Genomic DNA, 23,039 nt, shown 5'->3' with positions numbered 1-23,039 from the left:
CTCAGGCGCGGCTGCTCTCCACGAACGCGCGCACCGACTTCAGCTGGGCGGCCAGCTCGCGGCCGTCGGGGTCGGCGCGTGCGATGGTGAGCGTGCCGAGCACGGTGGCGGTGAGCAGATCCGCGAGCACGGCCGGGTCGGCGGTGGACTCGCCCAGCTCGCGGCCGCGTTCGAGGGCGGCCAGGAACCCCGAGCGGAGCTGCTCGCGGTAGCGCCGGGTGGCGGTGACGACGTGCTCGTCGACCGGCTTGGACATCGCCGTGGTGGCCAGGCAGCCGAAGCCCGCGTTCGGGCCGTCGAGCACGGATTCCAGGCGGGACAACGCTTCGAGCACGTCTTCGCTGCCGCGCTCGCCCTGCTGCAGTGGTGCGAGGACGTCCTGCATGAGCACGAGGTACTCGTCGACGGCTTCGCGGTAGATCTCGATCTTCGTGCCGAACGAGTTGTACAGGCTCGACGTGGACAGTCCCGTCGCCGCGGCCATCTGCTGCTGGGTGACGCCGTCGAAGCCGACGTGCCAGAACAGGGTCATCAGGCTGTTCAGGGCTTCGTGGCGGTCGAAGCCGAGCGGCCGGCCCGCGCGCGGCGATTCTGAGTTCACCCACTCAGTGTTCGTCGCCGGCGGGGGATTTTCAAGCCCACGGACCTGCGGTGGTACCCGTTGGGTATCACAGAGCGCGGAACAGGTCTTGGACGCGGCTCACGTGCCCGGCGCACAGTCGAGGTGATCGACGACGGGAGCGAGATGAGCAGGGAACCCGGGATGGACCGCGCCGCGGTGCTGTGGTCCGAAGTGGAGAGTGCGCGCGGGTCGCGGCCGCTGCTGGTGATGCTGCACGGCTGGAGCTACGACGAGACGCACTTGCACCGGCTGATCACGCCGCTGCTGCCGGCGGAGGTCGTGGTCGCGTCGGTGCGGGCGCGCATTCCGGAGGCCGGCGGGTACGCGTGGTTTCCCAGCCAGGGCAACCCGATCGGCGACCCTCAGCCGCGGGTGGCCAACGCGGCGACGCTCGATGTCCTGGCGTGGCTGGAGACGGTCGACGCGCCGTCGATCGGGCTGCTCGGCTTCTCCCAGGGTGGCGCCATGGTCCACCAGCTCATGCGGCAGGCGCCTGCGCGCTTCGCGTACGGCGTGAACCTGGCGGGTTTCGTCGTGCGCGACGAGCAACCCGGTGACGAGCTCTTGAGCACCACGCGGTCGCCCGTCTTTTGGGGCCGGGGAAGGGAAGACGGTGTCATCCCGGCTGCGGTGCTCGCCCGGACGGACCGGTGGCTGGCGCGGCACGCCACCGTCGAGAGCCACGTCTACCCCGGTCTGGGCCATGACGTCCGGGGCCGGGAGATCGAGGACGTCGCGGCTTTCGTCGGCAAGCAGATCCGTTAGACATCAGGGATTTCCCTGTACCACCAGTGTTCGAGGAGGCACACCCATGCGTCACGACATCGAGTTCGATGCCGAAGGAGCGTTGCTGCGTGGCTGGTTCTACGAGGCCGAGGGGGTCGCCGGGCCCGCGCCGTGTGTGGTGATGGCCCACGGCTGGAGCTCGACCAAGCGGATGTACCTCGACCGGTTCGCCGAGGTCTTCGCCGCCGGCGGCCTGTCGGTGCTGCTGTACGACAACCGCGGCTGGGGCGATTCGGAGGCGGCGCCGGGACAGCCCCGGCACGAGATCGACCCGTGGGTGCAGGTCGGCGACTACCGGCACGCGATCACCCACGCGCAGAACCGGTCCGATGTGGACCCCGGCCGCGTGGGGGTGTGGGGCACCAGTTTCTCGGGCGCGCACGCCTATGTCGTCGCGGCGATGGACCGGCGGGTGAAGGCCGTGGTCACGCAGGCGCCGTTCGTCAGCGGCCGCGCGACCTACGCGAACCTCGCGCGGGTCGACAACCAGGTCGTCGGACCGGACGTGTTCACGGCCGACCGCCGGGCCCGCGCTCGCGGGGAAGCCGCCGCGACGATCCCGGTCATCGGCACCGACCCCGGACAGCTCGTGGGGCTGCCGACGCGTGACTCGCACGAGTGGTTCACCCGCGCGCGTGCGGAGCTGGATCCCAGCTGGCCCAACGAGGTCACGCTGCGCAGCCTCGACAACTTCTATTGCTACGAGCCGGCGAAGTACCTGCCGGAGGTGACGCCGACGCCGCTGCTGATGATCGTCGGCAGCGAAGACGGCCTGACGGGCGGCAACCTCGCGGCCGTCGCCTATTCCGGCGCGGCCGAGCCGAAGGACATCGTTTTCCTGCCGGGCGGCCATTTCGACGCGTACACGGGTGAGGGCTTCAAGGTCGCTTCGCAGGCGGCGCGGGACTGGTTCGTGCGGCACCTCGCCGCGCGGTGATATCCGGAAGGTATCACAGCGACCGAAAGAGGTCTTGGACGTACACCTCGGCCTAGACGCACAGTTGTTCTGTATCCATTGTGAGCAAAAGGGAGTTGTCATGAGGGTCTTCTTGACCGGCGGATCCGGCTACATCGGACAGGCCACGATCGGCGAGCTGGTGAAGCAGGGGCACGCCGTGGAGGCGCTCGCTCGCAGCGACCGCGCGGAGGCGACCGTGGTCGCGGCCGGCGCCATCGCGGTCCGCGGGGGTCTCACCGATCTGGCCGTGCTGAAGGACTCCGCGGCCCGCGCCGACGCCGTGATCCACCTGGCGCAGGCCGAATCGGGCGACGAGGACCTCGCCGCCGCCACGGCGATGCAGGACGGCGTCGGCGCCGGCACCTACGTGCACACCGGCGGCACCTGGGTCTACGGCGACACCGACGGCGTCGCCGACGAGACCGCGCCCTGGAACCCGCCCGCCGCGGTCGCGTGGCGCAAGCCGGTGGAGGACGCCGTGCTGGCCCACGGCGGGCGCCCCGTCATCGTGCAGCCCGGCCTGCTCTACGGCGGTGACAACCGCCTGATCGACGTCTTCATCGTCCAGCCCGGCAAGAAGAACGGCGCCATCCCCTACATCGGCGACGGCGCGAACCACTGGGCGCTCGTGCACATCGACGATCTCGCCCCGCTCTACGTCGCCGCCCTCTCCGCGCCGGCCGGCTCGGTCTACGTGGGCGTCGGCGGCGTCAACCCGACCGCCAAGCAGGTCGCCGAGGCGTGCGCTCACGCCGCGGGCCTCGCCGGCAAGACCACGTCGATCCCGCTGGAACAGGCGCAGGCCGAGATGGGCCCGATCGCCGACGCGTTCGCGCTCGACCAGCAGCTCACGCCGGCCAAGGCACAGCGCGAGCTGGGCTGGCGGCCGCGGCACACCGACCCGCTGGCGGTCTTCGCCCAGGGCTGATCCCGGCAACGCCGGCGGTGGTCTTGCCCAGCCCGACCACCGCCGGGCTCGACGTGATCGGCTTAGCATGGGCCCAGCGCGTCGACGGGAATGGCGGAGGTGGGCGGGCCGTGGGGTCGTACGAGGTGCGGGTGACGGACGCGGCCGCGGGCGCGCCGGAGGATCCGACAGGGTTCTGGGTCGAGCACGTGCGGGACAACCACGGTGCGTTGCACGTGCGGTTCGCCGAGCCGGCGGGGTTCCGCGGGGGCACGGTCGTACAGCGCGCGGGGGAGCAGCAGCTGGTCGAGTTCTGGTCCGACGCTGTGGAGTACTCGCGGACGCGCGCGGATATCCGGGCCGACGACGACAGCGGGCTGGTGCTCGTGCTCGCGGGGGCCGGTGAGCTCGTGGTGGATCAGGACGGGGCGGACGTCCGGTTGCGGCCGGGGCAGGGCGTGGTCGCCGGGAAGAGCCGGCCGCTGGTCCTGCGGCACGCGGGTCGGGCGCGGGGGTGGGTGCTGAATCTGGGCGCGGGCCGGGCCGCGGGGGTGGTCGACTGCAGCCAGGGGCTGGGGGCGGTGGTGCGCACGATGGTGCGGACGCTCAGCGCCCAGCGTTCGACGCTCGACCGGGTGGAGTTCGTCCGGGCGGCGGAGTCGATCGCCGGGCTGGTTCCGTTGTGTGTGCGGCCGGATGGCCGGACCGGGTCGTTGGCGGCGGTGGAGGGCGCGGTCCGGGTGTACGTGGCCGAGCACGCGACGGACCCGGATCTCACGCCGGCGGGGGTCGCGCACGCGCTGGGGTGGTCGTTGCGGCAGGTGCAGCTGGCGTTGGAGCGCGCGGGGACGAGCCCCGGCCGGTTGATCCGGGAGGCGCGGCTGGGGCGGGCGATGGAGGTGCTGCGCCGGGCGCCTGGAGCCACGGTCGGCAGCGTGGCGTTCGCGTGTGGCTTTCGGTCGGCGACGAGTTTCGGGGTGGCGTTCAAGCAGCGCTACGGAATGACGCCGGGTGAGGCGCGCGAGTCCGGCTGAGGCAGACGGGGTTTGCGTGTTCGGAGAGTGGTTGTGCGCGAATGCGAGATCCGGGCTGACGGAGTGCTCCTAGCGTCGGGAAGTCACGCCACCGCAGCCAGGGAGACCGCGCCATGCCGACCATCGACGTCAACGGGACCAGCCTCGCCTACACCGCGGCCGGCCCCGAGTCCGGGACCGCGGTCGTGTTGAGCCACTCGTTGTTCTTCGACCGCACCATGTTCGCGCCGCTGGTGGAGATCCTGGCCGGCGAGGGGTTCCGGACTGTCGCCTACGACCACCGCAACCAGGGCGGCAGCGCGCCGGACCGGCGGGACCGGCTGGACATGGACACGCTCGCCGCCGACGCCGCCGCGCTGATCGAGGCGCTGGGGCTGGGGCCGTGCCATTTCGTCGGCAACTCGATGGGCGGGTTCGTCGCGCTCCGGCTCGCCGCGCGCCGGCCGGATCTCCTGCTCACCGCGGCCGCGCTGGGATCGTCGGCGGAGGCGGAGAACCGGCTGGAGGAGTACCAGCAGCTCTCCGGCGTTGTCGAGGCGCACGGGCCCGGCGTCATCATCGACGTCCTCCTGCGGGTCATGTTCGGGGCGACCAGCCTCACCTCGCGCCCGCAGCTGTGCGATCCGTGGCGAACGTTCATGGCGCAGCTGCCGCCGGCGATCGCCGAGAGTGTGCACGGCGTGATCCACCGCACGGGCATCGAGGCGGAGCTGGCCGGCTGCGCGACGCCGGTGCTGGCCGTCGCCGGCAGCGAGGACGAGACGTACCCGCAGCCGATCTCCGGCCGGACCATCGCGGAGGCCAGCGGCGGGCAGTACGTGGTGGTGGCGGCCGCCGGGCATTCGGTCGCCCTGGAGCAGCCTGAGCGGGTGGCCGAGCAGCTGCTCGGCCACTTCGCCACGGTGCGGCGGTGACCACAGTGGACCACACTCGCCGGTGGCGTAAGATACGGTTCGTAACTTACTTCGGGCTGGAGGGGTTTCGTGGCCGGACGGCGGATGTCGTACGACGAGCGGCACGGCCAGCTGCTCGACACGGCCGCGGCGGTGGTGCGCGCGGACGGGGCCGACGCGCTGACGTTGGCGCGCGTGGCCGAGCAGGCGGGCGTGACGAAGCCGATCGTCTACGGGCACTTCGAGACGCGCGCCGGGCTGGTGAAGGCGTTGTACCAGCGGGTCGACGAGCAGCAGTCCGAGGCGGTGCGGGTGGCGTTCGACACGAAGGCGCGCACGCCGGAGGAAGCGGCCGCGCTGCTGGCCGAGGCGTACGTCGGGTGTGTGCTGCACATCGGACAGGAGTACGGCGCGATCACGGCGGCGTTGTCGACCAGTCCGGACATGGAGGAAGTGCTGCACGCCGGGCGTGAGCGATATGTGGATCTGTATCTCGAAGCGCTGCACCGGTTTGTGCCGGGCGAGCTGGACCGGACCGTGATGCTCGGGGTCATCGGCGCGGCGGAATCCCTGTCGCGGGAAGCGATCGCGGGCCGGCTGCCGGGGCCGCAGGCGATCGACGCGGTGGGGCGCATCATCCTGGCTGTGGTGCGGGACAGCTGAAGCCGCCCGCGTGAGTGAGGTGCGCGGGCGGCTGATCAGGCTGGGGTTGCGGCGAGTCGGGCGATCGCGTCGGCTACGCGGTCGTAGAGCTCGCGGGGCAGGTTGTGGCCCATGCCGGGGATGACGAGCAGTTCGGCGCCCGGGATGGTCGACGCGGTGTCCTCGGCGGCGGCTGGAGGAATGAGGGGGTCGTCGGCGCCGTGGATGACCAGCGTGGGCGCGGTGATGCGCCGGAGCTTCGCGCGGCGGTCGCCGTTGGCCAGGAGGGCGGCGAGCTGGCGTTGCAGGCCCGCCGGGTCGTGGTCGCGGTGCACTGTGGACAGTATCGTGGCCCGGAGTTCGGCTTCGTCATACGGGTAGGCCGGGCTGCCCAAGGCTTGGGCTGCAGCCGCGACGTGGTTCAGGTAGACCTCCTCGTTCGAGGGGTCGGGCGCCGGGGCGGTGAGTGCGGTGATGGCTTCCGGTGTCGGGGGAGGCAACGCGGGATTGCCCGTGGAAGACATGATGGACGTCAACGACCGTGTCCGATGTGGATGGTCGGCCGCGACGAGCTGTGCGATCATGCCGCCCATCGAGGCGCCGACGAGGTGCGCGCGGTCCACGCCCACCGCGTCCAGCACCGCCACGACGTCGGCGGCCATGTCCTCGAGACAGTAGGGCAGTTCCGCGGACCCGGCCGACACCGCGCCCAGGTCCGGGATGCCGGCGTCGGGGAAGTGGGTGGACAGGCCGGCGTCCCGGTTGTCGAAGCGGATCACGAAGAACCCGCGCGCGGCCAGGGCCTGGGGGAAGCCGTCGTCCCACTTGGTCAGCTGGTCGCCGAGGCCCTGGACGACTACGAGCGGTTCGCCGGAGTCCGGGCCGACGGTGTCGTACTCCAGCGCGCAGCCCTCGGCTGCGGCCCGCGGCATCAGAAGTCCAGCGCTTGCGTGAGGTCGGCGATGAGGTCGTCGACGTTCTCGATGCCCACCGAGATCCGCACGAGCGAGTCCGTCAGCCCGATCTCCTCGCGCAGTGGCGCCGGCACGCCCGAATGCGTCGTGGACGCGGGGTGGCAGATCAGCGTCTCGGTGCCGCCCAGGCTCACGGCCAGCTTGCACAGCTGCAGGCGGTCGAGGAACGCGAACGCCTCGGGCTCGCCGCCCTTGACGTAGAAGGAAAACGTGGATCCCGGCGAGGTGGACTGGCGGTCGAACACGGCTTTGCGCGGGTCGTCGGCGGTGAGGAAACCGAGATAGTCGACCTGGGTGATCTTGTCGTGGTCACGCAGGAACTCGGCCAGGCGGCGCGCGTTGGCGGCCGCTCGCTCAGCTCGGATCTGCAGTGTTTCCAATGACCGCAGCAGCATCCAGCACGTGTTCGGATCGAGCTGGGTGCCGAGGGCGCTGCGGGTCTGCACGATCCGGCCGACGTGTTCGGCGCTGCCGGTGACGCCGCCCGCGATGAGGTCGCTGTGGCCGCCGGCGTATTTGGTCAGCGAGTAGACGGCGAGATCGGCGCCGTGGCGCAGAGGTTGCTGGAACATGGGGCCCAGCAACGTGTTGTCGACGATCACCAGTGGCCGCTTGCCCTGCCGGGTGCCGACCAGGTCGGCGACGTCGGACAGCACCTTGAGGTCGATCAGTCCGCCTGTCGGGTTGGCGGGTGTTTCGGCGAAGAGCACGCTCACGGTGCCCTGCTCCATTGCCGCGTGGGCGGCGGCCTCGACGTGTTCCGGATCGGTGCCGTCGGTGAAGCCCGCGGAACCGATCCCGAACGCGGAAAGCGTGTTGCGGATCAGTGTTTCCGTGCCGCCGTAGAGGGGGCGCGAGTGCAACACGACGTCGCCGGGCTTGCAGAACGTGAGCAGCGTGGTGGCGATCGCCGCCATGCCCGAGGCGAAGACGGCGCCGCGCTCGGCGTCGTCCCAGACGGCGACCCGGTCTTCCAGGATCTCGAAGTTCGGGTTGTTGAAGCGGGAGTAGACGAGGCCGGCCTGCTCGCCGTCGCGGGCCTGGCGCCGGCCGGACGTGAGGTCGAACTGGTCCTTGCCCTGTTGCGCGGTTTCGAAAACGAACGTGGAGGTGAGGAAAACCGGTGGTTTGAGTGCGCCTTCGGACAACGCGGGTGAGTATCCGAACCCCATCATGAGCGTTTCCGGACGCAGCGTGCGGTCGCCGACCGTGCGCTGCTTGTAGTTCGACGACTTCACGCGTCCTCCCCGGAGTGCGTGGCGGCGCGGAGCACCAGCAGGATCCCGTTCGCGTGTTCGGGTGCCACCACCAGACCGCGTTCGGTTGTCGTGAAAGGAACACCGGATGTGCGAAGGTGCGCAGCCGCGGTGTTCTCGTCGAACACCTTGACCGCCAGCACTGTGAGGCCGGTCGGCGGCAGGTCGATACCGGGGTAGGTCTCTTCGAACGACGCCGGACTCAGGTAGACGATCGGGCTGCCGCCGGTCGGTACCTCGAGGGTCCCGGCCGTGTGCGCTTCGGGTTCGGTTTCGAACACGCGGGCAACATTCGCGGCGGACGTCTCGGCGTCCTCGGCGACGATCGCGACGTGGTCGATGCCCCAAGCCGTGTTGGGGTGCTTCATCAGCTCGGAGATCCACGTGTGCTCCGGCGTCAGGATCTGGCTGGAGAACAGCTGCAGGTATCCGGTGACGTCGGTGAGCCGTGCGATCGAGAACACCGCCTCGGTCTCGGTGCCGTCGGGCAGTTCGACCGGCCTTCGCACGGTCTGGGGTTCCGTCGTGGCAAGGCCCGTCGCCTGCCATTCGGCGGCCGCCGCCGCGGTGTCGTCCGTGCGCAGCGCGACGGCCGCGATGCCCTCGCGCACGCTCAGCGCGGCGCGGATGTCCTCGTTGTACTCGGTGGGTTCCCGCACGCCGAGCAGCTCGAAGTAGTCCTGTTCGAACAGGACGTTGTGGTTGCCGGTGCCCATTTCGGTGGCGTGCCGGCCGAAGTGGGACACGGTGAACCCCAGGCGGGTGAACGTGTCACGCGCCCGGTCGAAATCCCGGACCAGCACGCAGCAGTGGTCGATGCCGTTGAGATGACTCCGCATGGCCTTCTTCCTGTCGGATCGCCGGCTCGAACCCGGCTAAGTTACGAAACGTAGCTTACCTTTCGTAACTTAGCTGTCAAGGCGGGCCGGCGACCGCGTTTGCCGTGGTCGCGGCGGCAGGTAAAGTCGAGTGGGTTCGAAGCCGACCGGCCGGCCAGGAGGTACCGGGATGCACGCGGTGCACAGCGGCGGGGCACTGGGCGGGTCGCTGGAGGCGTGGCGCCACAGCCACCTCGCCGAGCTGCCGGCGGACGTCCGCGACGCGATGCTCGCGGAGGCCTTCGTCGTCACCGTCCCGGCCGGCAACGTCATCGGCGAGAACAACCGCCCCACGCTCGCGTTGATCCACTCGGGACTCACCCGCGTGGTCCTCAGTGGACCCGACGGCCGCACGGCCACCGTGCGCTACGCCGGCGCGGGTCAGATCCTCGGCCTCACCTCGGCGATCGCCAACGGCTCGCCGTGGCTGGGCTACGCCATCACCGAATGCCGCATCACGTTCCTCAACCCCGAGACCCTGCGCCGCTTCGGCCAGACCGACGCGCGCGTCGCGTGGTCGCTGGCCCGCCAGATGGCGCGCGTCTGCTACGAAGTCATCGACACCCTGGGCGCCAACGTCTTCGGTACCATCGATCAACGCGTGAGCCGGCACCTGCTGGAGCTGGCCGTGCGGCAGCCGGAGGGCCTCGTGGTGATGGCCGACCAGCACGAGCTCGCCCAGTCGGTCGGCTCGGTCCGCGAGGTGGTGGCGCGCTCGCTGCGGTCCCTGCGCGAGCGCGGCGTGCTGCGCCGGCTGCCGAAGGGCGGGCTGTTGATCGTGCGGCCCGAGGTCCTCGAGGGTGTGGCCGCGGGGCTGGACACCTCGACGACCTCGGGCGAATAGGCCGGGCGACTCGAGGGGATGGGTCAGTCGCCCAGTTTCACGAGGACCTTGCCGTTGTTGCTGCCGTTCAGCAGGACCTGAATGCCGTCGGGTGCGGCCTTCAGGCCGTCGATCACGTGTTCCTGGCAGCGCAGCTCGCCGGCGCGGACGCGGGGCAGGAGGTCGGCCTCGACTTCGTCGAAGCGGGCGGCGTGGTCCATGTAGATGAAGCCCTCCATGCGCACGCGGTTCGGCAGCAGGTGGAACCAGTTCCGCAGCGGGACGGGGCCGCCCTTGTCGTAGCGGGACACCGCGCCGCACAGGACGACGCGGGCGTTCACCGCGAGGTGGGGCAGCAGGGCGTCGAGGATCGCGCCGCCGACGTTGTCGAACACCACGTCCACGCGGTCGGGGGCGAGCTCGGTGATCGCGGCCTCGACGTCCTGCGTGCGGTAGTTCACGCAGTCGAGGGCGCCCAGTTCGCGCACGAGATCGCACTTCTCCGGCGTGCCCGCGACGCCGATCACGCGGGCGCCGGCGGCCACGGCGAGCTGCACCGCGATGGAACCGACTGCGCCGGCCGCGGCGGTGACGACCACCGTTTCACCGGCCCGAGGCCGGCCGATGTCGTGCAGGCCCAGCCACGCCGTCTGGCCGGAGATGCCGAGCACGTGCAGCGCGGCCTGCAGCGGCACGCCGTCGGGCACCTTCCGCAGGGTCGAGCCGTCGACCACGGCGTCCTCCTGCCAGCCCAGCAGTCCGGACACGCGGTCGCCGGTTACCAGGCCCGGGTACCGCGACTCGGTGACGACGCCGGCGCCCAGCGCACGCATCGCCTCGCCCAGAGGTGCGGGTGGCAGGTAGTTGCGCACGTCGTTCATCCAGCCGCGGGTGGCGACGTCCAGCGACAGCCACCCGACCTTCACCGACACCTGGCCGTCCCGCAACGCGGGCACGGGCGCGTGGTCCTCGTAGCGCAGCACCCCGTCTTCGAGCGGCCCGGTCGTGGTGGCGGGCCGGGCGGCGAGGACATAGCGCCGGGTGTGTGTCATCGACATGGGCTTCTCCTCAGAGCGCCCTCGCGTACGGGCGCGGATTTCAGCACGGCCAGCCCAGGGTTCACCGGCTTGATCGAAACCGCAGTGACCTGGGTTGGGTCGCGGCTGCACCCAGGTCGGGAACCCCAGGTCGAGAAGGGGGCGTGTGCCTCGAGTTACACCCGGACGGAAGCCAGGTCGCTGACGAGCACGGGGCAGAACCGCGATTGTCGGGACCCACCGAAGAGGAGGACCCGTGGCCGAGCTCTCGAGCCGATTCGTCACCGTCGACGGCATGCGTACCCACTACCTCGAGGCGGGACCGGTCGACGGGCCGCCCGTGGTCCTGCTGCACTCGGGGGAGTACGGGTCGTCGGCCGAAGGCTCGTGGACGGAGACCATCCCGGGCCTGGCCGACGCCGGGTACCACGTGTACGCGCCCGACTGGCTGGGTTACGGCAAAACCGACAAGGTGATCGACTTCGCCGACCCCAAGGGCCGGCGGGTGCGGCACATCGCCGCCACCGTCCGGGTGCTGGGCATCGAGTCCGCGGCCTTTGTCGGGAACTCGATGGGCGGCACCTACCTGGCCGAAGACCTCGCGACCGAGACCCCGCTGCTCCCGGTCGCCGCGGCGGTGCTGGCGAGCGGTGGCGGGTTCATCCCGTTCAACGAGGCCCGCGCCGCCATCCAGAAGTACGACCTCACCGAAGCCGGGATGGCGAAGATCCTGCGCACGGCGATGTACTCCAGCCGCTGGGCCGACGATCCCGAGTACGTGCGCCGGCGCCACCGGATGAGCCTCGAACCCGGCGCGTGGGAGTGCGCTGCGTCCGCGCGGCTGCGGCCGCCGAAGCCGCTGACGCCGGACCACGGCGGCGAGAACTTCGGCAAGAAGGACCCGATCGCCTACGAACGCGTCCGCGTGCCGACCCTGGTGATCGCCGGCGCCGAGGACCCCCTGCGCGAGCCCGGGTACGCGGACGAGATCTCCGCGCGCCTCCCGGACGCCGAGCTGCGTGTGTACGCCGAATGCGGCCACCTGCCCAACATCGAGCACGCGCAGCGGTTCGTGGAAGACGTCCTGGCCTTCTTCGCGCGCCGGTACCGCAAGCCCGAGTAACCGACCAGCCTCACCGTGAGCGCCGCCGAGCTGTCTTCGGCGGCGCTCTTCGGCGTGTCCGGGCTCGCACCTCGAGGCCCACCCCGGCGATTGACTCCCGATCTCTGCGTCTGCTCTACTGTTCAGAGATTAGTTCTGCTCTACAGAGTTTTGGTTTGAGGAGAGTCGACGATGACGGATCAGTCCGGCACCCTGTCCGACGTGCGGCGCGGGATGATCCCGGCGCACATCTACAACGACCGGGAGATCTTCGAGCTGGAGCGGGAGCGCGTCTTCGGCCGGGCGTGGCTGTTCGTGGCCCACGAGTCGGAGATCGCCAAGCCCGGCGACTACGTGGTGCGCCGCGTGCTGGACGACTCGTTCATCGTCACGCGCGACGAGAAGGGCGAGATCCGGGCGCACTTCAACATGTGTCTGCACCGCGGGATGCAGGTCTGCCGTGCGGAGATGGGCAACGCCTCGCACTTCCGGTGCCCTTACCACGGCTGGTCCTACCGCAACGACGGCCGGATCGTCGGGCTGCCGTTCCACCAGGAGGCCTACGGCGGCGAGGCCGGGTTCAAGCGCAAGGGCCAGCGGCTGCTGCCGGCGCCGAACCTCGACACCTACAACGGGCTGATCTTCGTCTCGCTGGACCCGGAAGCCCCGCCGCTGGTGGACTTCCTCGGCGATTTCCGCTTCTACCTCGACTTCTACACCAAGCAGAGCCCCAGCGGCATCGAGCTGCGCGGCCCGCAGCGCTGGCGCGTGAAGGCCAACTGGAAGATCGGCGCCGAGAACTTCGCCGGCGACATGTACCACACGCCGCAGACGCACACGTCCGTCGTGGAGATCGGCCTGTTCCGCGAGCCGAAGGCGGAGAAGCGCAAGGACGGCGCCACCTACTGGGCCGGCAACGGCGGCGGCACCACCTACAAGCTGCCGCCGGGCGGGTTCGACGAGCGCACGCGCTACGTCGGCTACCCGCAGGAGATGGTCGACCGGATGAAGGCCACCTTCTCGCAGGCCCAGCAGCAGGTGATCGGCGAGGACGGCTTCATGATCTCCGCCGCTTCGGTGTTCCCGAACCTGTCGTTCGTGCACAACTGGCCGCGCGTCGCGGATTCCGACGACGTGCTGCCGTTCATCTCCGTCCGCCAGTGGCAGCCGATCAGCGAGAACGAGACCGAGGTGCTGTCCTGGTTCGCGGTCGACGCGGAGGCGCCCGAGGAGTACAAGGCCTTGTCCTACAAGGCTTATCTGATGTGCTTCGGGTCCACCGGCATGTTCGAGCAGGACGACGTCGAGAACTGGGTCTCGCTCACCAACACCGCCGCCGGCTCGATGGCGCGGCGCCTCAAGCTCAACAGCCGCATGGGCATCCTCGAAGACGACACCGAGGTCGTCCCCGCGCTCACCCAGGAACAGTTCCACGGCCCGGGCGTCGCGCACACCGGTTACGGCGAGTACAACCAGCGCGAGCTGCTCAACCGCTGGGCCGACTACCTCGAACAGCCGGCGAAATCGGCCACCGCCCTGGAAGTCGGCGCGCCGGCCGAGACCGCCGAGGCGGTGCAGGCATGACCACCGAGACGCACTCCAGCCGCTCGCCGCTCGGGGCGCACGCGTCCCGCATCCTGCGCACCGGCCGGCCGCTGCCGTTCGACGACGCCCGCCACCTCCGGGCCCACCAGTGGCTGGTCGACGAAGCGTGGCTGCTCGACGCGCAGGACTACGAGCAGTGGCTGACCACGCTCACCGAGGACATCCACTACCTGATGCCGGTGCGCGTCACCACCGCGCTGGGCGCCGGGTTCGACACCGCGCCGGGGATGGCGCACTTCGACGAGGACAAGTACTCGCTGTCGCGGCGCGTCGCGCGGTTCATGACCGAGCACGCCTGGACCGAGGACCCGCCTTCGCGCCTGCGCCACCACCTGTCCAACGTGCGCACCTTCGCGACCGAAGACGACAACCACCTCGTCGTGGAGTCCGCGACGCTGCTGTTCCGCAGCCGCGGCGACGTGCTGTCCGGCTCGATCGTCTCCGCCGGGCGCGAGGATCTGCTGCGCAGCACGCCCGACGGCTGGCAGCTCGCGCGGCGCACGATCCTCGTCGACGATTCGGTGATCCGCATGCAGAACCTGGCGATCTTCCTGTGAACCTCTCCTGGGAAGGCGAGGCCGAGGACGCCCGCGCGGCGGCCGCGGCTGCCGCGGAACACGACGAACTGGTCGCCCACACCACGGGCGAGGTCATCCGGCTCGGCAACGAGTTCGCCGAGATCCTGGTGCGGCGCGTCGACACGCGCAACGGTGCCCGGCTGCTGATCGAGTCGCCGAAGTCGGGCCAGTGGGTGTCGTTGTGCCCGCTGGAGCTGGAGGCGCTGACCTGGCAGAACACCGAGACGTTCTCCGCCATGATCGGCCACCCGTTCGGCCCGCTCGTGGCCACCGAACCCACCGACCCGGGGGAGGACTCGTGACGGGCTGGCTGGAGGGCCGCCGCGCGCTCGTCGTCGGCGCCGGTTCGGGCATCGGCCGGGCCGTGGTCGACGCGTTCCGCTCGGAAGGCGCCCGCGTCGCCGTGCTCGAACGCGATGCGGCCAAGGCGGCCGCGCTCGAAGCCGAGGTCCCGGATGTGCCGGTCACGGTCGGCGACGCCACCACGCGAGTGGCCAACGACAGCGCGGTGGCCGCCGCCGTCGCCGCGTTCGGCGGCCTCGACGTGCTCGTCAACTGCGTCGGTGTCTTCGACTTCTACCGCAGCATCGAGGACCTCGACGCCGACGTGCTCGACGACGCGTTCGACGAGATGTTCCGCACCAACGTCAAGAGCCACCTGCATTCGGTGAAGGCTGCGCTGCCCGAGCTGAAGCGCTCGGGTCACGGCGTGGTGCTGCTGACCGAGTCGACGTCGTCGTACTACCCGGGGCGCGGCGGCGTGCTGTACCTGTCGTCGAAGTTTGCCGTGCGCGGGCTCGTCACCGCGCTCGCGCACGACCTCGCGCCGGAGATCCGCGTGAACGGCGTCGCGCCCGGCGGGACGCTGGGCACCGACCTGCGCGGCCTGCCCAGCCTCGGCACCGCCGAGCGCAGCCTCGGCGACGCGCCGCGGCGGGCCGAGGAGCTCGCCGCGCGCGTGCCCCTGCACGTGGCGCTCAGCGGCGAGGACCACGCGTGGAGCTACGTGTTCCTCGCCTCCGACCGCGCTCGCGGCATCACCGGTCAGGCCGTCCACCCCGACGGCGGCATCGGTGTTTCCGCGCCCCGCAAGCGATCCTGAACCCGAAACGGAAAGACCGATGGCCAAGCTCACCGCCGACACCGACCTCTGCCAGGGGTACGGCAACTGCCTCACCACCGCCGAAGACGTCTACGACATCGACGACGACGGCAAAGTCGTCCTGCTGACCGAAACCATCCCCGAGACCGACCGCGCCCGCGTCGAAGCGGCCGCGCGCAGCTGCCCGGTCAAGGCACTGGGGGTGGTCGACGGATGAGCACGGTCGTGATCGTCGGCGCGTCGGTGGGCGGTGTCCGCACGGCGCAGGCGCTGCGGGCGCAGGGCCACGACGGCCGGATCGTCCTCGTCGGAGCCGAACCGCATCTGCCCTACGACAAACCGCCGCTGTCCAAGCAGTTCCTCGCCGGCGCGTGGGAGCACGACCGGCTGGCGCTGCTCACGGCGGAGGAAGCCGCCGCCGACGGCATTGAGCTGCGGCTCGGCGTCGCGGCGACGGGCGTCGACCCGGTCGCGCGTACGGTCGAGCTGGCCGAGGGGACCGACCTCGGCTACGACACCCTCGTGATCGCCACCGGCGCCACCGCGCGGCCGTCGCCGTGGGCCGCCGAATCCGGGGTGCACGTGCTCCGGACCCTCACCGACGGCACGGGCTTGCGGGCCGCGCTCGCCGAACCGGGGCCGCTCGTGGTCGTCGGCGGCGGGTTCATCGGCGCCGAGGTCGCGGCCACCGCCCACGCCGCCGGCCGCGAGGTCACCGTCGTCGACCCGCTGCCGGCGCCGATCGCGCGCGTGCTCGGCGACGAGGTGGGCCGGCTGGTCGGCGACGTGCACCGGCGCCACGGCGTCGAGACGCGCTTCGGCATCGGCGTCCGGGCGGTGTCCGGGCGGGTGGGCGCGCTGGATATCACGCTCACCGACGGGACGGTGCTACCCGCGGGCACGGCAGTCGTCGGCATCGGCGCGGTGCCGGCGGTCGAATGGCTCGCCGATTCGGGGCTGGAGCTGGACAACGGCCTCGTGTGCGACGAGTTCTGCCGCGCCACCGGGCACCCGGAGATCTTCGGCGTCGGCGACGTCGCCCGCTGGTTCCACGCCGGCCACGGCGAGCACGTGCGCGTCGAGCACTGGACCAACGCGGTCGAGCAGGCGGCGTGCGTGGCGCACAACGTCGTCCACCCGGAGGAGCCGGTGCAGTACCGGCCGACCGAGTACGCGTGGAGCGACCAGTACGACTGGAAGATCCAGATCGCGGGACGGCCGAACCGGGCGACCGGCTTCGAGCTGGCCGGAGATCCCACCACCGATGCACCGCGGTTCGCCGCGCTCTACCGCGACGAAACCGGCCGGCTTTCCGCGGCCGTCACGGTGAACTGGCCGAAGCTGCTCGTCGCCGCGCGCCGGCTCATCACCGCCGGAACCCCCTACGAGGAAGGACTTTCCGTGCTGGACAAGCTGATCGCCCCGGTGAGCGCGGCATGACCGAGTTGCAGCAGGAACGGCAGCTCGTCTCCGACGCCTGCCGCGTGCTCGCCGCCCGCGGGCTGGCGGAAGGGTTCCTCGGCCATGTTTCCCTGCGCATCGATGACGAACGCCTCCTCGTCCGCTGCCGCGGGCAGCAGGAGCGGGGCCTGGCGTGGACCACGCCCGAGGACATCCGGCTGGTCGACCTCGACGGCGCGGCCGCGGCGTCCGGGGAGCTCGACGGCTGGTCGGTCCCCAACGAGCTGCCCCTGCACACCGAGGTGCTGCGCGCCGATCCCGAGGTGAAGGCCGTGGTGCACGCGCACCCGCCGTCGGTCGTCGCGGCGGACCTGGCGGGGCTGGCGATCCGGCCCATCGTGGGCGCCTACGACATCCCCGGCGCCAAGCTCGCGGCCGGCGGCGTGCCCGTGTACCCGCGCGGGGTCCTGGTCCGCAACCGCGCGCTGGCGAAGGAAATGGTCTCCGCGATGGCCGGCCGGCCGGTCGTTCTGCTGCGTGGGCACGGCCTCACGAGCAGCGGCGGTTCGGTGCAGGAAGCGGTGCTGCGCGCGTTGTCTGTGGACACGCTCGCACGGATGGCGCTGGACGTGGTGAGTGCCGGCGGCCGGCTCGCCGACCTGCCGCCCGAGGACCTGGCGGAGCTGCCCGACCTGGGGCCCGCCTTCAACGAGGGCGTGGCCTGGCGCCACGAGCTCGCCCGGCTCGGCCAGCGCACCAGCTGTTAATGCAACAGCGGCGTGGCTTCGGCGACCGTCTCCTTGAGACGTTCGCCGATCTGCCGGACCTCGGCGCGCGACAGCCGCCCGACCGGCAGCGAGACGTTCAGCGCGAGCCGCGCGGGGAGGTTCCCGGCGGGGAAGGCGACGGCGACCGACGCCACGCCCTCTTCGCTCTCCTCGCTGCTGGTCGAATAGCCGCGCCGGCGCACACTCTCGATCTCCAGCTCCAGCTCGCTGCGCGTGCCGATCGAGTTGGGCGTGAGAGTCTCCAGCTGCTCGTCCGGGTACATCCGGTGCAGGTCCTCGGTGGACAGCTCGGCGAGCAGCGCCTTGCCGGTCGAGGTGCAGTTGGCGGGCATCGCCTGGCCCAGCCGCGAGGCGACCCGGACCGCGCGCGGGCTTTCGATGGCCTCGATGAACCGCACCGTGGTGCCGTCGAGGATCGCGAGGTGCACGGTCTCGGCGAACTCGTTGTTGAGCTTCTCGAGGAACGGGCGCAGCGTCTCGCGCACGTCGAACCGCTGCAGGATCGCGAAGGCGACGGCCGTGAGCGAGGTGCCCGGCCGGTAGGTCTTCGTTCGCGCGTCCTGCCGGATGAAACCGCGGTACTGCAGCATCGCCAGCAGGCGGTGCGCGGTGGAAGAGGCGACACCCAGGTACTCGGCGACGTCCGTCATCCGCAGCTCGGGGCGATCCCCCAGCAGCAGGAGGATCCGAAGCGCCTTGTCGACCGAGTCGATCGGGTACTGCGGTGCGGGCGAGTGCGCGCCGGCGGGGTCGAGAGCGGGCTTCTTCATAGCAGAATCGTACGGCAAGCGGCGAAGCCGGCGGGGCGCGGTGATCACCGCGCCGCAGGCGGTCCGCGCCGGGAACGCTTGCCCGGCAGGCAAGAACTCGAGAACGACTCACCTTTGCGGGCAGCGGAAAACGCGGTCCGCAACCGTTTCGAAACGCTGGGAACGCACGGCGAACCTGTGGCTTGACCCGGTTCTCAACCTCTGTTAGACAGAGCGCACTTCTTCATCGCAGAAGACTGGTGAACCATGACCGTTGCTGTTCAGTTCTCCCCGTCGTCGAGACCGTCCCCACCACGGCGCCGCTTCGGCTTCGTGTTCGCGGCTCTCGCACTCGCCACGGCCGGCTGCTCCGCTTCAGCCGCTTCAGACGACTCCGCCTACACCCTGGGCCTCATCACCAGCCAGACCGGCACCGGCAGCCAGCTCGGCGTCGGCGAGCTGCAGGGCGCGCAGCTGGCGGTGGACCAGATCAACGCGCGCGGCGGCGTCAACGGCAAGCCCCTGCGGCTGCGCACCGCCGACGACCAGAGCAATCCCGCGCAGGCCGTACTGCAGACGCGCAAGATGCTCGGCAGCGTCGACGCGCTCGTCGGACCGTCGCTGTCGGGTCCGTGCCAGGCCGTGATCCCGCTGGCGTCCAGCGCGCAGCTGATCGACTACTGCCTTTCCCCCGGTGTGAAGCCGAAACCGGGCTCGTACCAGTGGTCGGCCAGCGCGCCGACCGACACGCTCGCCGAGCGGCTGCTGGCGTACTGGAAGAGCCAGGGCATCACGCGCGTCGGGCTCATCTACACCACCGACGCGAGCGGTCTCGACGGCGCGCACGCGATCCAGTCGGCCGCCGCGCACACGGGCGTTTCCGTGGTGGGACAGGCCAGCTACAGCCCCACCGCGGTGTCGGTGACCTCGCAGCTGCAAGCCACCACCTCGGGCCAGCCGCAGGCGCTGGTGGTGTGGAGCAGCGGCGCGGCCGCGGGTGTCGCGTTCAAGGGCATCGACCAAATGGGACTCAAGCTCCCGGTCGCGACCACTGACGGCAACCTCACCTACGCGTTCCTGCGCCGCATCGCCGACTACACGCCGGACACGTTGCTCATCCCGGCCACGCGCGACTTCTGGTGGCAGCAGCAGAACCCGAGCACCCAGGTGCAGCAGCTGGAACGCGGCTACCACGACGAGTTCCGCGCCCGCTACGGTGCCGACCCCGACTTCGGCCCCGGCGTCGCCTACGACGGGGTGCTGCTCGTCGCGCAGGCGCTGGAGAAGGCGCACGGCAACGTCGCCGCAACCCGTGACGCACTGGAGAGCCTGCGCGGGGTCTCAGGTGTCGTCGGCACTTATTCGTTCGCCCGGGACAACCACCGCGGGATCGGCGCCGACGACGTCGGCATCGTGCGCGCGACCGGTGGCCGGCTGACCTTCGTGGGGAGATGAGCACGGCCATGTCCGGACTGATCCAGGTCATCGTCGGCGGCCTCGCCGACGGGGGCGTGTACGCGCTGATCGCGCTGGGCGTCTCGCTCGTCTATTCGATCAGCCGCATCATCAACCTCGCCCAGGGCGGGTTCGTGGTGCTCGCGGCGCTGCTGGCCGTGTCGATCCAGCAGTGGCTCGGTGTGCCACCGCTGGTCACCGTGGTTATCGTGGTGCCACTGTTCGCGTTGCTCATGGCGGTGGTGGAACGGCTGGTGATGGCGCCGGCCGCGGCCCGCGCGACGCCGGACCGGATGCTGCTGGTCACCGTCGGGCTGTTGCAGGCCATCGGCGGGCTGCTGCTGCTCGTGTGGGGCAACCTGCCGTACACGATGCAGCCCTTCAGCGGAGACACCGCGATCACGATCGGCGGCGTCCGCATCGTGTCGCAGTACCTGTGGATCATCGGCGCGCTCGTGGTGACGGTGGCCGCCCTCTGGTTCCTGGTGCAGCGCACGAGCCTCGGGCTGACGATGCGCGCCACGGCGAGCAACCCGGAAGCCGCCGCGCTGCAAGGGATCAACGTCGGGCGCATCCGCCTGATCGCGTTCAGCCTCGCCGGCGCGATGGCGGCGCTGGCCGGCACCACGGTCATCCCGGCGACGTTCCTGCAGTTCTCCACGGTGACGCCGTACGCGGTCGCCGGGTTCATCGCGGCGGTCGCGGGCGGCCTCGGCAGCACGGCCGGTGCCGTCGTCGGCGGCCTCGTTCTCGGTCTGCTGCAAGGACTTTTCAGCCGCTACACCAGCGGTGACCTCGCGCAGGTGATCGCGATGGCCGTGCTCATCGTGCTCCTGCTCGTGCGACCGACCGGGCTGCTGGGCAAGACGAGCGAGGTGCGCCGATGACCACGCAGGAACAGACCACTCCCACCACCGCGGCCCGCCCGCAGGCCGGCCGCGGTCGGTCACCGCAGCGGCTGGTCGTCGCGGCCGTGGCGGTGGTCGTCGCCCTCGTGCTGCCGTTGCTGGTCCCGGGCTGGCTGGGCCTGCTCGTGATCGCCGGGATCTTCTTCCTGATCGTGCTCGGGCTCAACCTGCTCATGGGTTACGCGGGCCAGGTCTCGTTGGGACAGACGCTGTTCATGGCGATCGGCGGCTACGGCGCGGGCCTGCTCACGCTGCGCTGGCACTGGCCGACGCTGGTGGCGATGATCGTGATGGCCGTGGTCTCCGCTGCGGTCGCGGCCGGGCTGGGCACCGTGTTCCTGCGGCTGCGCGGCTACTACCTCGCGCTGGCGACGCTGGGGCTGGCCGTGATCACCGAGTCGCTCGCGTCCGGGCTCACCGGGTTCACGGGCGGGCCCTCGGGCCTGGTCGGCGTGCCGAGCCTGCGCCTGGGCACGTTCGACGTCTTCAGCGACCAGGCCAACTACTACCTGCTGCTCGTGGTGTGCGGGCTCGGCGCGTGGTTCGTCGGCAACCTGCAGCGTTCCCAGACCGGGCGGGCGCTCTCGGCCATCGCCGCCGACCCGGCGGCCGCGACGATGCTCGGCATCAACGCGGCCCGCTACAAGACCAGCGCGTTCGTGGTCTCCGCCGTCTACGCCTCGCTTGGCGGCAGCCTCTACGCGTTCTACCTGCGGTTCATCTCGCCGGAAGTGGTCGGCGTGACGGTGGCGCTGAGCATCGTGATCATGCTCGCGCTCGGCGGCGCGCGCACGATCGTCGGGCCGCTGCTGGGCGCGCTCGTGATCCAGGGGCTGCCGGAGGTGGGGCAGAGTTTCGCGTCCTGGTCGCCGTTCGTGGCCGGGGTCGTGCTCATCGTCGTGATCACCTACCTGCCGCGCGGGATCTGGGGCGCGATCAAGAAAGCGGTGCAGCGATGACCACCGAGACCCCGCTGCTGGCCGTGCACGGCCTGACCCGCCGCTTCGGCGGCGTGACCGCGGTCGACGACGTGAGCTTCACCGTCGCCCCCGGCACCGTGCGCGCGATCATCGGCCCCAACGGCGCCGGCAAGACCACGCTGCTCGACCTCATGACCGGGTTCACCGCGCCCGACGCCGGCCGCGTCGAGTTCGCCGGACAGGACATCACCGGCGTCCGCCCGCACCGGCTGCCCACGCTCGGCCTCGCGCGCACCTTCCAGTCGGCTCGGCTGGTCGGCACGCTGACCGTGCGTGAGAATGTGATGCTCGGCGGCTACCGCTTCACCCGTGCGCGGTTCCTCTCCGACGGCTTGCGCCTGCCGGGCACCCGCCGCGAGGAACGCGCCCTCGGCCGCCGCGCCGACGAGCTGCTGGAGTTCCTGGAGCTCGGCGCGTACGCCGACTCCCTCGCGGGCGAGCTGCCCGCCGGTGCCCAGCGGCTGGTCGAGGTCGCGCGGGGACTCGCGGGCGGGCCGACGTTGCTGCTGCTGGACGAACCGGCGGCAGGGCTCGACGACACGGAGACCGGTGAGCTCGCGGCGGCGCTGCGCGCGGTGTGCGCGGGCGGCATCTCGCTGGTGGTGATCGAACACAACATCGAGCTCGTGATGACCGTGAGCGACCACGTCACCGTCCTCGACGCCGGCCGCGTGATCGCCGACGACGTGCCGCAGCGCGTGCAGGCCGACCCGGCCGTGATCGAGGCCTACCTGGGAGTGAAGCCATGAACCTCACCGTCCGCGGCCTCGACGCCCGCTACGGCTCCACCCGCGTGCTGCACGAGGTCTCCTGCGAGGTCCCCGACGGCACCATGGTCGCGATGATCGGCGCCAACGGCGCGGGCAAGACCACGCTGCTCAAGTGCCTCGCCGGGCTGCACCGGCCGTCCGCGGGGGAAGTCACGCTGGGCGGCGAACCGGTCGCCGGGCTCCCCGCGCACGAGGTGGCGCGCCGCGGCGTGTGCCTCGTCCCGGCCGGGCGGCAGCTTTTCGGCGACCTGACCGTCGCGGAGAACCTGCAGGTCGGGTTGCACGGCACGGGAGTGCGCGGCACAGCGGCGACCGAGCGCCTGGAGCGCGTCTACAGCCTGTTCCCGATCCTGCGCGAGTTCGCCACCCGCCAGTCCGGGCTGCTGTCCGGCGGGCAGCAGCAGATGCTGGCCATCGCGCGGGCGCTCGTGCGGGAGCCGAAGGTGCTGCTGCTCGACGAACCGTCGCTGGGCATCGCGCCCTTGCTGGTCACCGAGATCCTCGGCGTGCTGCAACAGCTCGCGCGCGACGGCGTGACGATCCTGCTCGCCGAGCAGAACGCCGCTGCTGCGCTCGGCATCGCCGACCACGGCGTGGTGATGGAGAACGGCACCATCACCCGCACCGACACCGCGGCGGCCCTGCTCGCCGACGAGGACGTGAGCCGCCATTACCTCGGCACCGCCCGCGACGCCGTCGCCGTGGGTCACGCCCGCGCGTTGCCCGCCGGGTTGCGCGAACCGCTGCAGACCACTTAAGACTGTCCACAGTAGAAGCTCAACGAGGAGTTC

Annotated in this window: 26 protein-coding genes; 20 read left to right on the top strand and 6 right to left on the bottom strand. The window is 71.0% G+C overall.

Annotation, left to right across the window (positions count from 1 at the left end; translation table 11 throughout):
• Position 1: 1 nt before the first annotated feature.
• Positions 2 to 601, bottom strand: coding sequence for a TetR/AcrR family transcriptional regulator (locus K1T34_RS05950; protein ID WP_220243282.1), 600 nt, complete (start codon positions 599 to 601; stop codon positions 2 to 4).
• Between the two features lie 144 nt (positions 602 to 745).
• Here K1T34_RS05950 and K1T34_RS05945 point away from each other — a divergent pair, with 144 nt between their 5' ends.
• From K1T34_RS05945 to K1T34_RS05920, 6 genes are all read left to right on the top strand, one after another.
• Positions 746 to 1,387 carry an alpha/beta hydrolase gene (locus K1T34_RS05945; RefSeq protein WP_220243281.1) on the top strand — a complete coding sequence of 214 codons (642 nt, stop codon included), beginning with the start codon at positions 746 to 748 and terminating at the stop codon, positions 1,385 to 1,387.
• Between the two features lie 46 nt (positions 1,388 to 1,433).
• Positions 1,434 to 2,345, top strand: a complete 912-nt coding sequence (locus K1T34_RS05940; protein ID WP_220243280.1) for an alpha/beta hydrolase — start codon at positions 1,434 to 1,436, stop codon at positions 2,343 to 2,345.
• A 100-nt stretch (positions 2,346 to 2,445) separates the two neighbouring features.
• Positions 2,446 to 3,294 (top strand): NAD-dependent epimerase/dehydratase family protein, encoded by an 849-nt coding sequence (locus K1T34_RS05935; RefSeq protein WP_220243279.1) that lies wholly within the window; start codon positions 2,446 to 2,448, stop codon positions 3,292 to 3,294.
• Between the two features lie 110 nt (positions 3,295 to 3,404).
• Positions 3,405 to 4,307 (top strand): AraC family transcriptional regulator, encoded by a 903-nt coding sequence (locus K1T34_RS05930; protein WP_220243278.1) that lies wholly within the window; start codon positions 3,405 to 3,407, stop codon positions 4,305 to 4,307.
• Positions 4,308 to 4,420: 113 nt separating this feature from the next.
• The gene (locus tag K1T34_RS05925) at positions 4,421 to 5,221 is read left to right on the top strand and encodes an alpha/beta fold hydrolase (protein WP_220243277.1); all 801 of its coding nucleotides are present in this window, start codon (positions 4,421 to 4,423) and stop codon (positions 5,219 to 5,221) included.
• 69 nt (positions 5,222 to 5,290) lie between these two features.
• Positions 5,291 to 5,863 (top strand): TetR/AcrR family transcriptional regulator, encoded by a 573-nt coding sequence (locus K1T34_RS05920; protein WP_220243276.1) that lies wholly within the window; start codon positions 5,291 to 5,293, stop codon positions 5,861 to 5,863.
• A 35-nt stretch (positions 5,864 to 5,898) separates the two neighbouring features.
• On the opposite strand, the gene K1T34_RS05915 is transcribed toward K1T34_RS05920, so the two are convergent.
• From K1T34_RS05915 to K1T34_RS05905, 3 genes are read right to left on the bottom strand one after another with little or no spacing between them, the layout of a single operon-like run.
• Positions 5,899 to 6,774 carry an alpha/beta fold hydrolase gene (locus K1T34_RS05915; RefSeq protein WP_220243275.1) on the bottom strand — a complete coding sequence of 292 codons (876 nt, stop codon included), beginning with the start codon at positions 6,772 to 6,774 and terminating at the stop codon, positions 5,899 to 5,901.
• A complete protein-coding gene (locus tag K1T34_RS05910; RefSeq protein WP_220243274.1) occupies positions 6,774 to 8,054 on the bottom strand; it encodes a cystathionine gamma-synthase family protein in 1,281 nt (426 codons plus the stop codon). The genes K1T34_RS05915 and K1T34_RS05910 overlap by 1 nt, the downstream gene beginning before the upstream one ends.
• The gene (locus K1T34_RS05905; RefSeq protein WP_220243273.1) at positions 8,051 to 8,911 is read right to left on the bottom strand and encodes a VOC family protein; all 861 of its coding nucleotides are present in this window, start codon (positions 8,909 to 8,911) and stop codon (positions 8,051 to 8,053) included. The genes K1T34_RS05910 and K1T34_RS05905 overlap by 4 nt, the downstream gene beginning before the upstream one ends.
• 169 nt (positions 8,912 to 9,080) lie before the next feature.
• Here K1T34_RS05905 and K1T34_RS05900 point away from each other — a divergent pair, with 169 nt between their 5' ends.
• The gene (locus K1T34_RS05900) at positions 9,081 to 9,794 is read left to right on the top strand and encodes a Crp/Fnr family transcriptional regulator (protein ID WP_220243272.1); all 714 of its coding nucleotides are present in this window, start codon (positions 9,081 to 9,083) and stop codon (positions 9,792 to 9,794) included.
• A gap of 23 nt (positions 9,795 to 9,817) precedes the next feature.
• On the opposite strand, the gene K1T34_RS05895 is transcribed toward K1T34_RS05900, so the two are convergent.
• Positions 9,818 to 10,831, bottom strand: a complete 1,014-nt coding sequence (locus K1T34_RS05895) for an NADP-dependent oxidoreductase (protein ID WP_220243271.1) — start codon at positions 10,829 to 10,831, stop codon at positions 9,818 to 9,820.
• A gap of 235 nt (positions 10,832 to 11,066) precedes the next feature.
• On the opposite strand from K1T34_RS05895, the gene K1T34_RS05890 reads away from it, so the two are divergent.
• The 8 genes from K1T34_RS05890 to K1T34_RS05855 all read left to right on the top strand — a co-directional run bounded on the left by K1T34_RS05890 (position 11,067) and on the right by K1T34_RS05855 (position 17,365).
• The gene (locus K1T34_RS05890; protein ID WP_255638343.1) at positions 11,067 to 11,933 is read left to right on the top strand and encodes an alpha/beta fold hydrolase; all 867 of its coding nucleotides are present in this window, start codon (positions 11,067 to 11,069) and stop codon (positions 11,931 to 11,933) included.
• A 171-nt stretch (positions 11,934 to 12,104) separates the two neighbouring features.
• The gene (locus K1T34_RS05885) at positions 12,105 to 13,496 is read left to right on the top strand and encodes a Rieske 2Fe-2S domain-containing protein (RefSeq protein WP_220243270.1); all 1,392 of its coding nucleotides are present in this window, start codon (positions 12,105 to 12,107) and stop codon (positions 13,494 to 13,496) included.
• Positions 13,493 to 14,074 (top strand): 3-phenylpropionate/cinnamic acid dioxygenase subunit beta, encoded by a 582-nt coding sequence (locus K1T34_RS05880; RefSeq protein ID WP_220243269.1) that lies wholly within the window; start codon positions 13,493 to 13,495, stop codon positions 14,072 to 14,074. Before K1T34_RS05885 ends, K1T34_RS05880 begins: the two co-directional genes overlap by 4 nt.
• Positions 14,071 to 14,397, top strand: a complete 327-nt coding sequence (locus K1T34_RS05875) for a hypothetical protein (protein WP_220243268.1) — start codon at positions 14,071 to 14,073, stop codon at positions 14,395 to 14,397. The genes K1T34_RS05880 and K1T34_RS05875 overlap by 4 nt, the downstream gene beginning before the upstream one ends.
• Positions 14,394 to 15,197, top strand: coding sequence for a 3-(cis-5,6-dihydroxycyclohexa-1,3-dien-1-yl)propanoate dehydrogenase (hcaB, locus tag K1T34_RS05870; protein WP_220243267.1), 804 nt, complete (start codon positions 14,394 to 14,396; stop codon positions 15,195 to 15,197). Before K1T34_RS05875 ends, hcaB begins: the two co-directional genes overlap by 4 nt.
• 19 nt (positions 15,198 to 15,216) lie before the next feature.
• Positions 15,217 to 15,414: a ferredoxin gene (locus K1T34_RS05865; RefSeq protein WP_220243266.1), complete on the top strand. Its 198-nt coding sequence runs from the start codon at positions 15,217 to 15,219 to the stop codon at positions 15,412 to 15,414.
• Entirely contained in the window at positions 15,411 to 16,637 is a 1,227-nt protein-coding gene (locus K1T34_RS05860) for an NAD(P)/FAD-dependent oxidoreductase (protein WP_220243265.1), read from the top strand. The genes K1T34_RS05865 and K1T34_RS05860 overlap by 4 nt, the downstream gene beginning before the upstream one ends.
• Positions 16,634 to 17,365 carry a class II aldolase/adducin family protein gene (locus tag K1T34_RS05855; RefSeq protein WP_220243264.1) on the top strand — a complete coding sequence of 244 codons (732 nt, stop codon included), beginning with the start codon at positions 16,634 to 16,636 and terminating at the stop codon, positions 17,363 to 17,365. The genes K1T34_RS05860 and K1T34_RS05855 overlap by 4 nt, the downstream gene beginning before the upstream one ends.
• Here the strand turns inward: K1T34_RS05855 and K1T34_RS05850 are convergent.
• On the bottom strand, positions 17,362 to 18,156 hold the full coding sequence (locus K1T34_RS05850; protein ID WP_220243263.1) for an IclR family transcriptional regulator: 795 nt from the start codon (positions 18,154 to 18,156) through the stop codon (positions 17,362 to 17,364). The two genes, K1T34_RS05855 and K1T34_RS05850, sit on opposite strands and share 4 nt — an antisense overlap.
• 246 nt (positions 18,157 to 18,402) lie before the next feature.
• Between K1T34_RS05850 and K1T34_RS05845 the strand changes: the two genes are divergently transcribed.
• From K1T34_RS05845 to K1T34_RS05825, 5 genes are read left to right on the top strand one after another with little or no spacing between them, the layout of a single operon-like run.
• Positions 18,403 to 19,590, top strand: a complete 1,188-nt coding sequence (locus K1T34_RS05845; protein WP_220243262.1) for an ABC transporter substrate-binding protein — start codon at positions 18,403 to 18,405, stop codon at positions 19,588 to 19,590.
• A gap of 8 nt (positions 19,591 to 19,598) precedes the next feature.
• A complete protein-coding gene (locus tag K1T34_RS05840) occupies positions 19,599 to 20,477 on the top strand; it encodes a branched-chain amino acid ABC transporter permease (RefSeq protein WP_220243261.1) in 879 nt (292 codons plus the stop codon).
• Complete coding sequence (locus K1T34_RS05835) at positions 20,474 to 21,457, top strand: branched-chain amino acid ABC transporter permease (RefSeq protein WP_220243260.1); 984 nt, start codon at positions 20,474 to 20,476, stop codon at positions 21,455 to 21,457. The genes K1T34_RS05840 and K1T34_RS05835 overlap by 4 nt, the downstream gene beginning before the upstream one ends.
• Positions 21,454 to 22,227, top strand: a complete 774-nt coding sequence (locus tag K1T34_RS05830) for an ABC transporter ATP-binding protein (protein WP_220243259.1) — start codon at positions 21,454 to 21,456, stop codon at positions 22,225 to 22,227. The genes K1T34_RS05835 and K1T34_RS05830 overlap by 4 nt, the downstream gene beginning before the upstream one ends.
• A complete protein-coding gene (locus K1T34_RS05825) occupies positions 22,224 to 23,006 on the top strand; it encodes an ABC transporter ATP-binding protein (protein ID WP_220243258.1) in 783 nt (260 codons plus the stop codon). Before K1T34_RS05830 ends, K1T34_RS05825 begins: the two co-directional genes overlap by 4 nt.
• Positions 23,007 to 23,039: the final 33 nt, after the last annotated feature.

Origin of the sequence: Amycolatopsis sp. DSM 110486 (assembly GCF_019468465.1) — a bacterium.
Lineage (GTDB): Bacteria > Actinomycetota > Actinomycetes > Mycobacteriales > Pseudonocardiaceae > Amycolatopsis.
Note: the sequence above shows the minus strand (reverse complement) of the source record. Positions and strands in the feature narration are given on the sequence as shown.

Coding starts and splice junctions, on each gene's coding strand:
- K1T34_RS05840 (WP_220243261.1), top strand. CDS start 19,599: ATGTCCGGACTGATCCAGGTCATCGTCGGCGGCCTCGCCGACGGGGGC.
- K1T34_RS05945 (WP_220243281.1), top strand. CDS start 746: ATGAGCAGGGAACCCGGGATGGACCGCGCCGCGGTGCTGTGGTCCGAA.
- K1T34_RS05885 (WP_220243270.1), top strand. CDS start 12,105: ATGACGGATCAGTCCGGCACCCTGTCCGACGTGCGGCGCGGGATGATC.
- K1T34_RS05940 (WP_220243280.1), top strand. CDS start 1,434: ATGCGTCACGACATCGAGTTCGATGCCGAAGGAGCGTTGCTGCGTGGC.
- K1T34_RS05850 (WP_220243263.1), bottom strand. CDS start 18,156: ATGAAGAAGCCCGCTCTCGACCCCGCCGGCGCGCACTCGCCCGCACCG.
- K1T34_RS05835 (WP_220243260.1), top strand. CDS start 20,474: ATGACCACGCAGGAACAGACCACTCCCACCACCGCGGCCCGCCCGCAG.
- K1T34_RS05880 (WP_220243269.1), top strand. CDS start 13,493: ATGACCACCGAGACGCACTCCAGCCGCTCGCCGCTCGGGGCGCACGCG.
- K1T34_RS05900 (WP_220243272.1), top strand. CDS start 9,081: ATGCACGCGGTGCACAGCGGCGGGGCACTGGGCGGGTCGCTGGAGGCG.
- K1T34_RS05860 (WP_220243265.1), top strand. CDS start 15,411: ATGAGCACGGTCGTGATCGTCGGCGCGTCGGTGGGCGGTGTCCGCACG.
- K1T34_RS05865 (WP_220243266.1), top strand. CDS start 15,217: ATGGCCAAGCTCACCGCCGACACCGACCTCTGCCAGGGGTACGGCAAC.
- K1T34_RS05905 (WP_220243273.1), bottom strand. CDS start 8,911: ATGCGGAGTCATCTCAACGGCATCGACCACTGCTGCGTGCTGGTCCGG.
- K1T34_RS05845 (WP_220243262.1), top strand. CDS start 18,403: ATGACCGTTGCTGTTCAGTTCTCCCCGTCGTCGAGACCGTCCCCACCA.
- K1T34_RS05895 (WP_220243271.1), bottom strand. CDS start 10,831: ATGTCGATGACACACACCCGGCGCTATGTCCTCGCCGCCCGGCCCGCC.
- K1T34_RS05935 (WP_220243279.1), top strand. CDS start 2,446: ATGAGGGTCTTCTTGACCGGCGGATCCGGCTACATCGGACAGGCCACG.
- K1T34_RS05830 (WP_220243259.1), top strand. CDS start 21,454: ATGACCACCGAGACCCCGCTGCTGGCCGTGCACGGCCTGACCCGCCGC.
- K1T34_RS05825 (WP_220243258.1), top strand. CDS start 22,224: ATGAACCTCACCGTCCGCGGCCTCGACGCCCGCTACGGCTCCACCCGC.
- K1T34_RS05855 (WP_220243264.1), top strand. CDS start 16,634: ATGACCGAGTTGCAGCAGGAACGGCAGCTCGTCTCCGACGCCTGCCGC.
- K1T34_RS05925 (WP_220243277.1), top strand. CDS start 4,421: ATGCCGACCATCGACGTCAACGGGACCAGCCTCGCCTACACCGCGGCC.
- K1T34_RS05915 (WP_220243275.1), bottom strand. CDS start 6,774: ATGCCGCGGGCCGCAGCCGAGGGCTGCGCGCTGGAGTACGACACCGTC.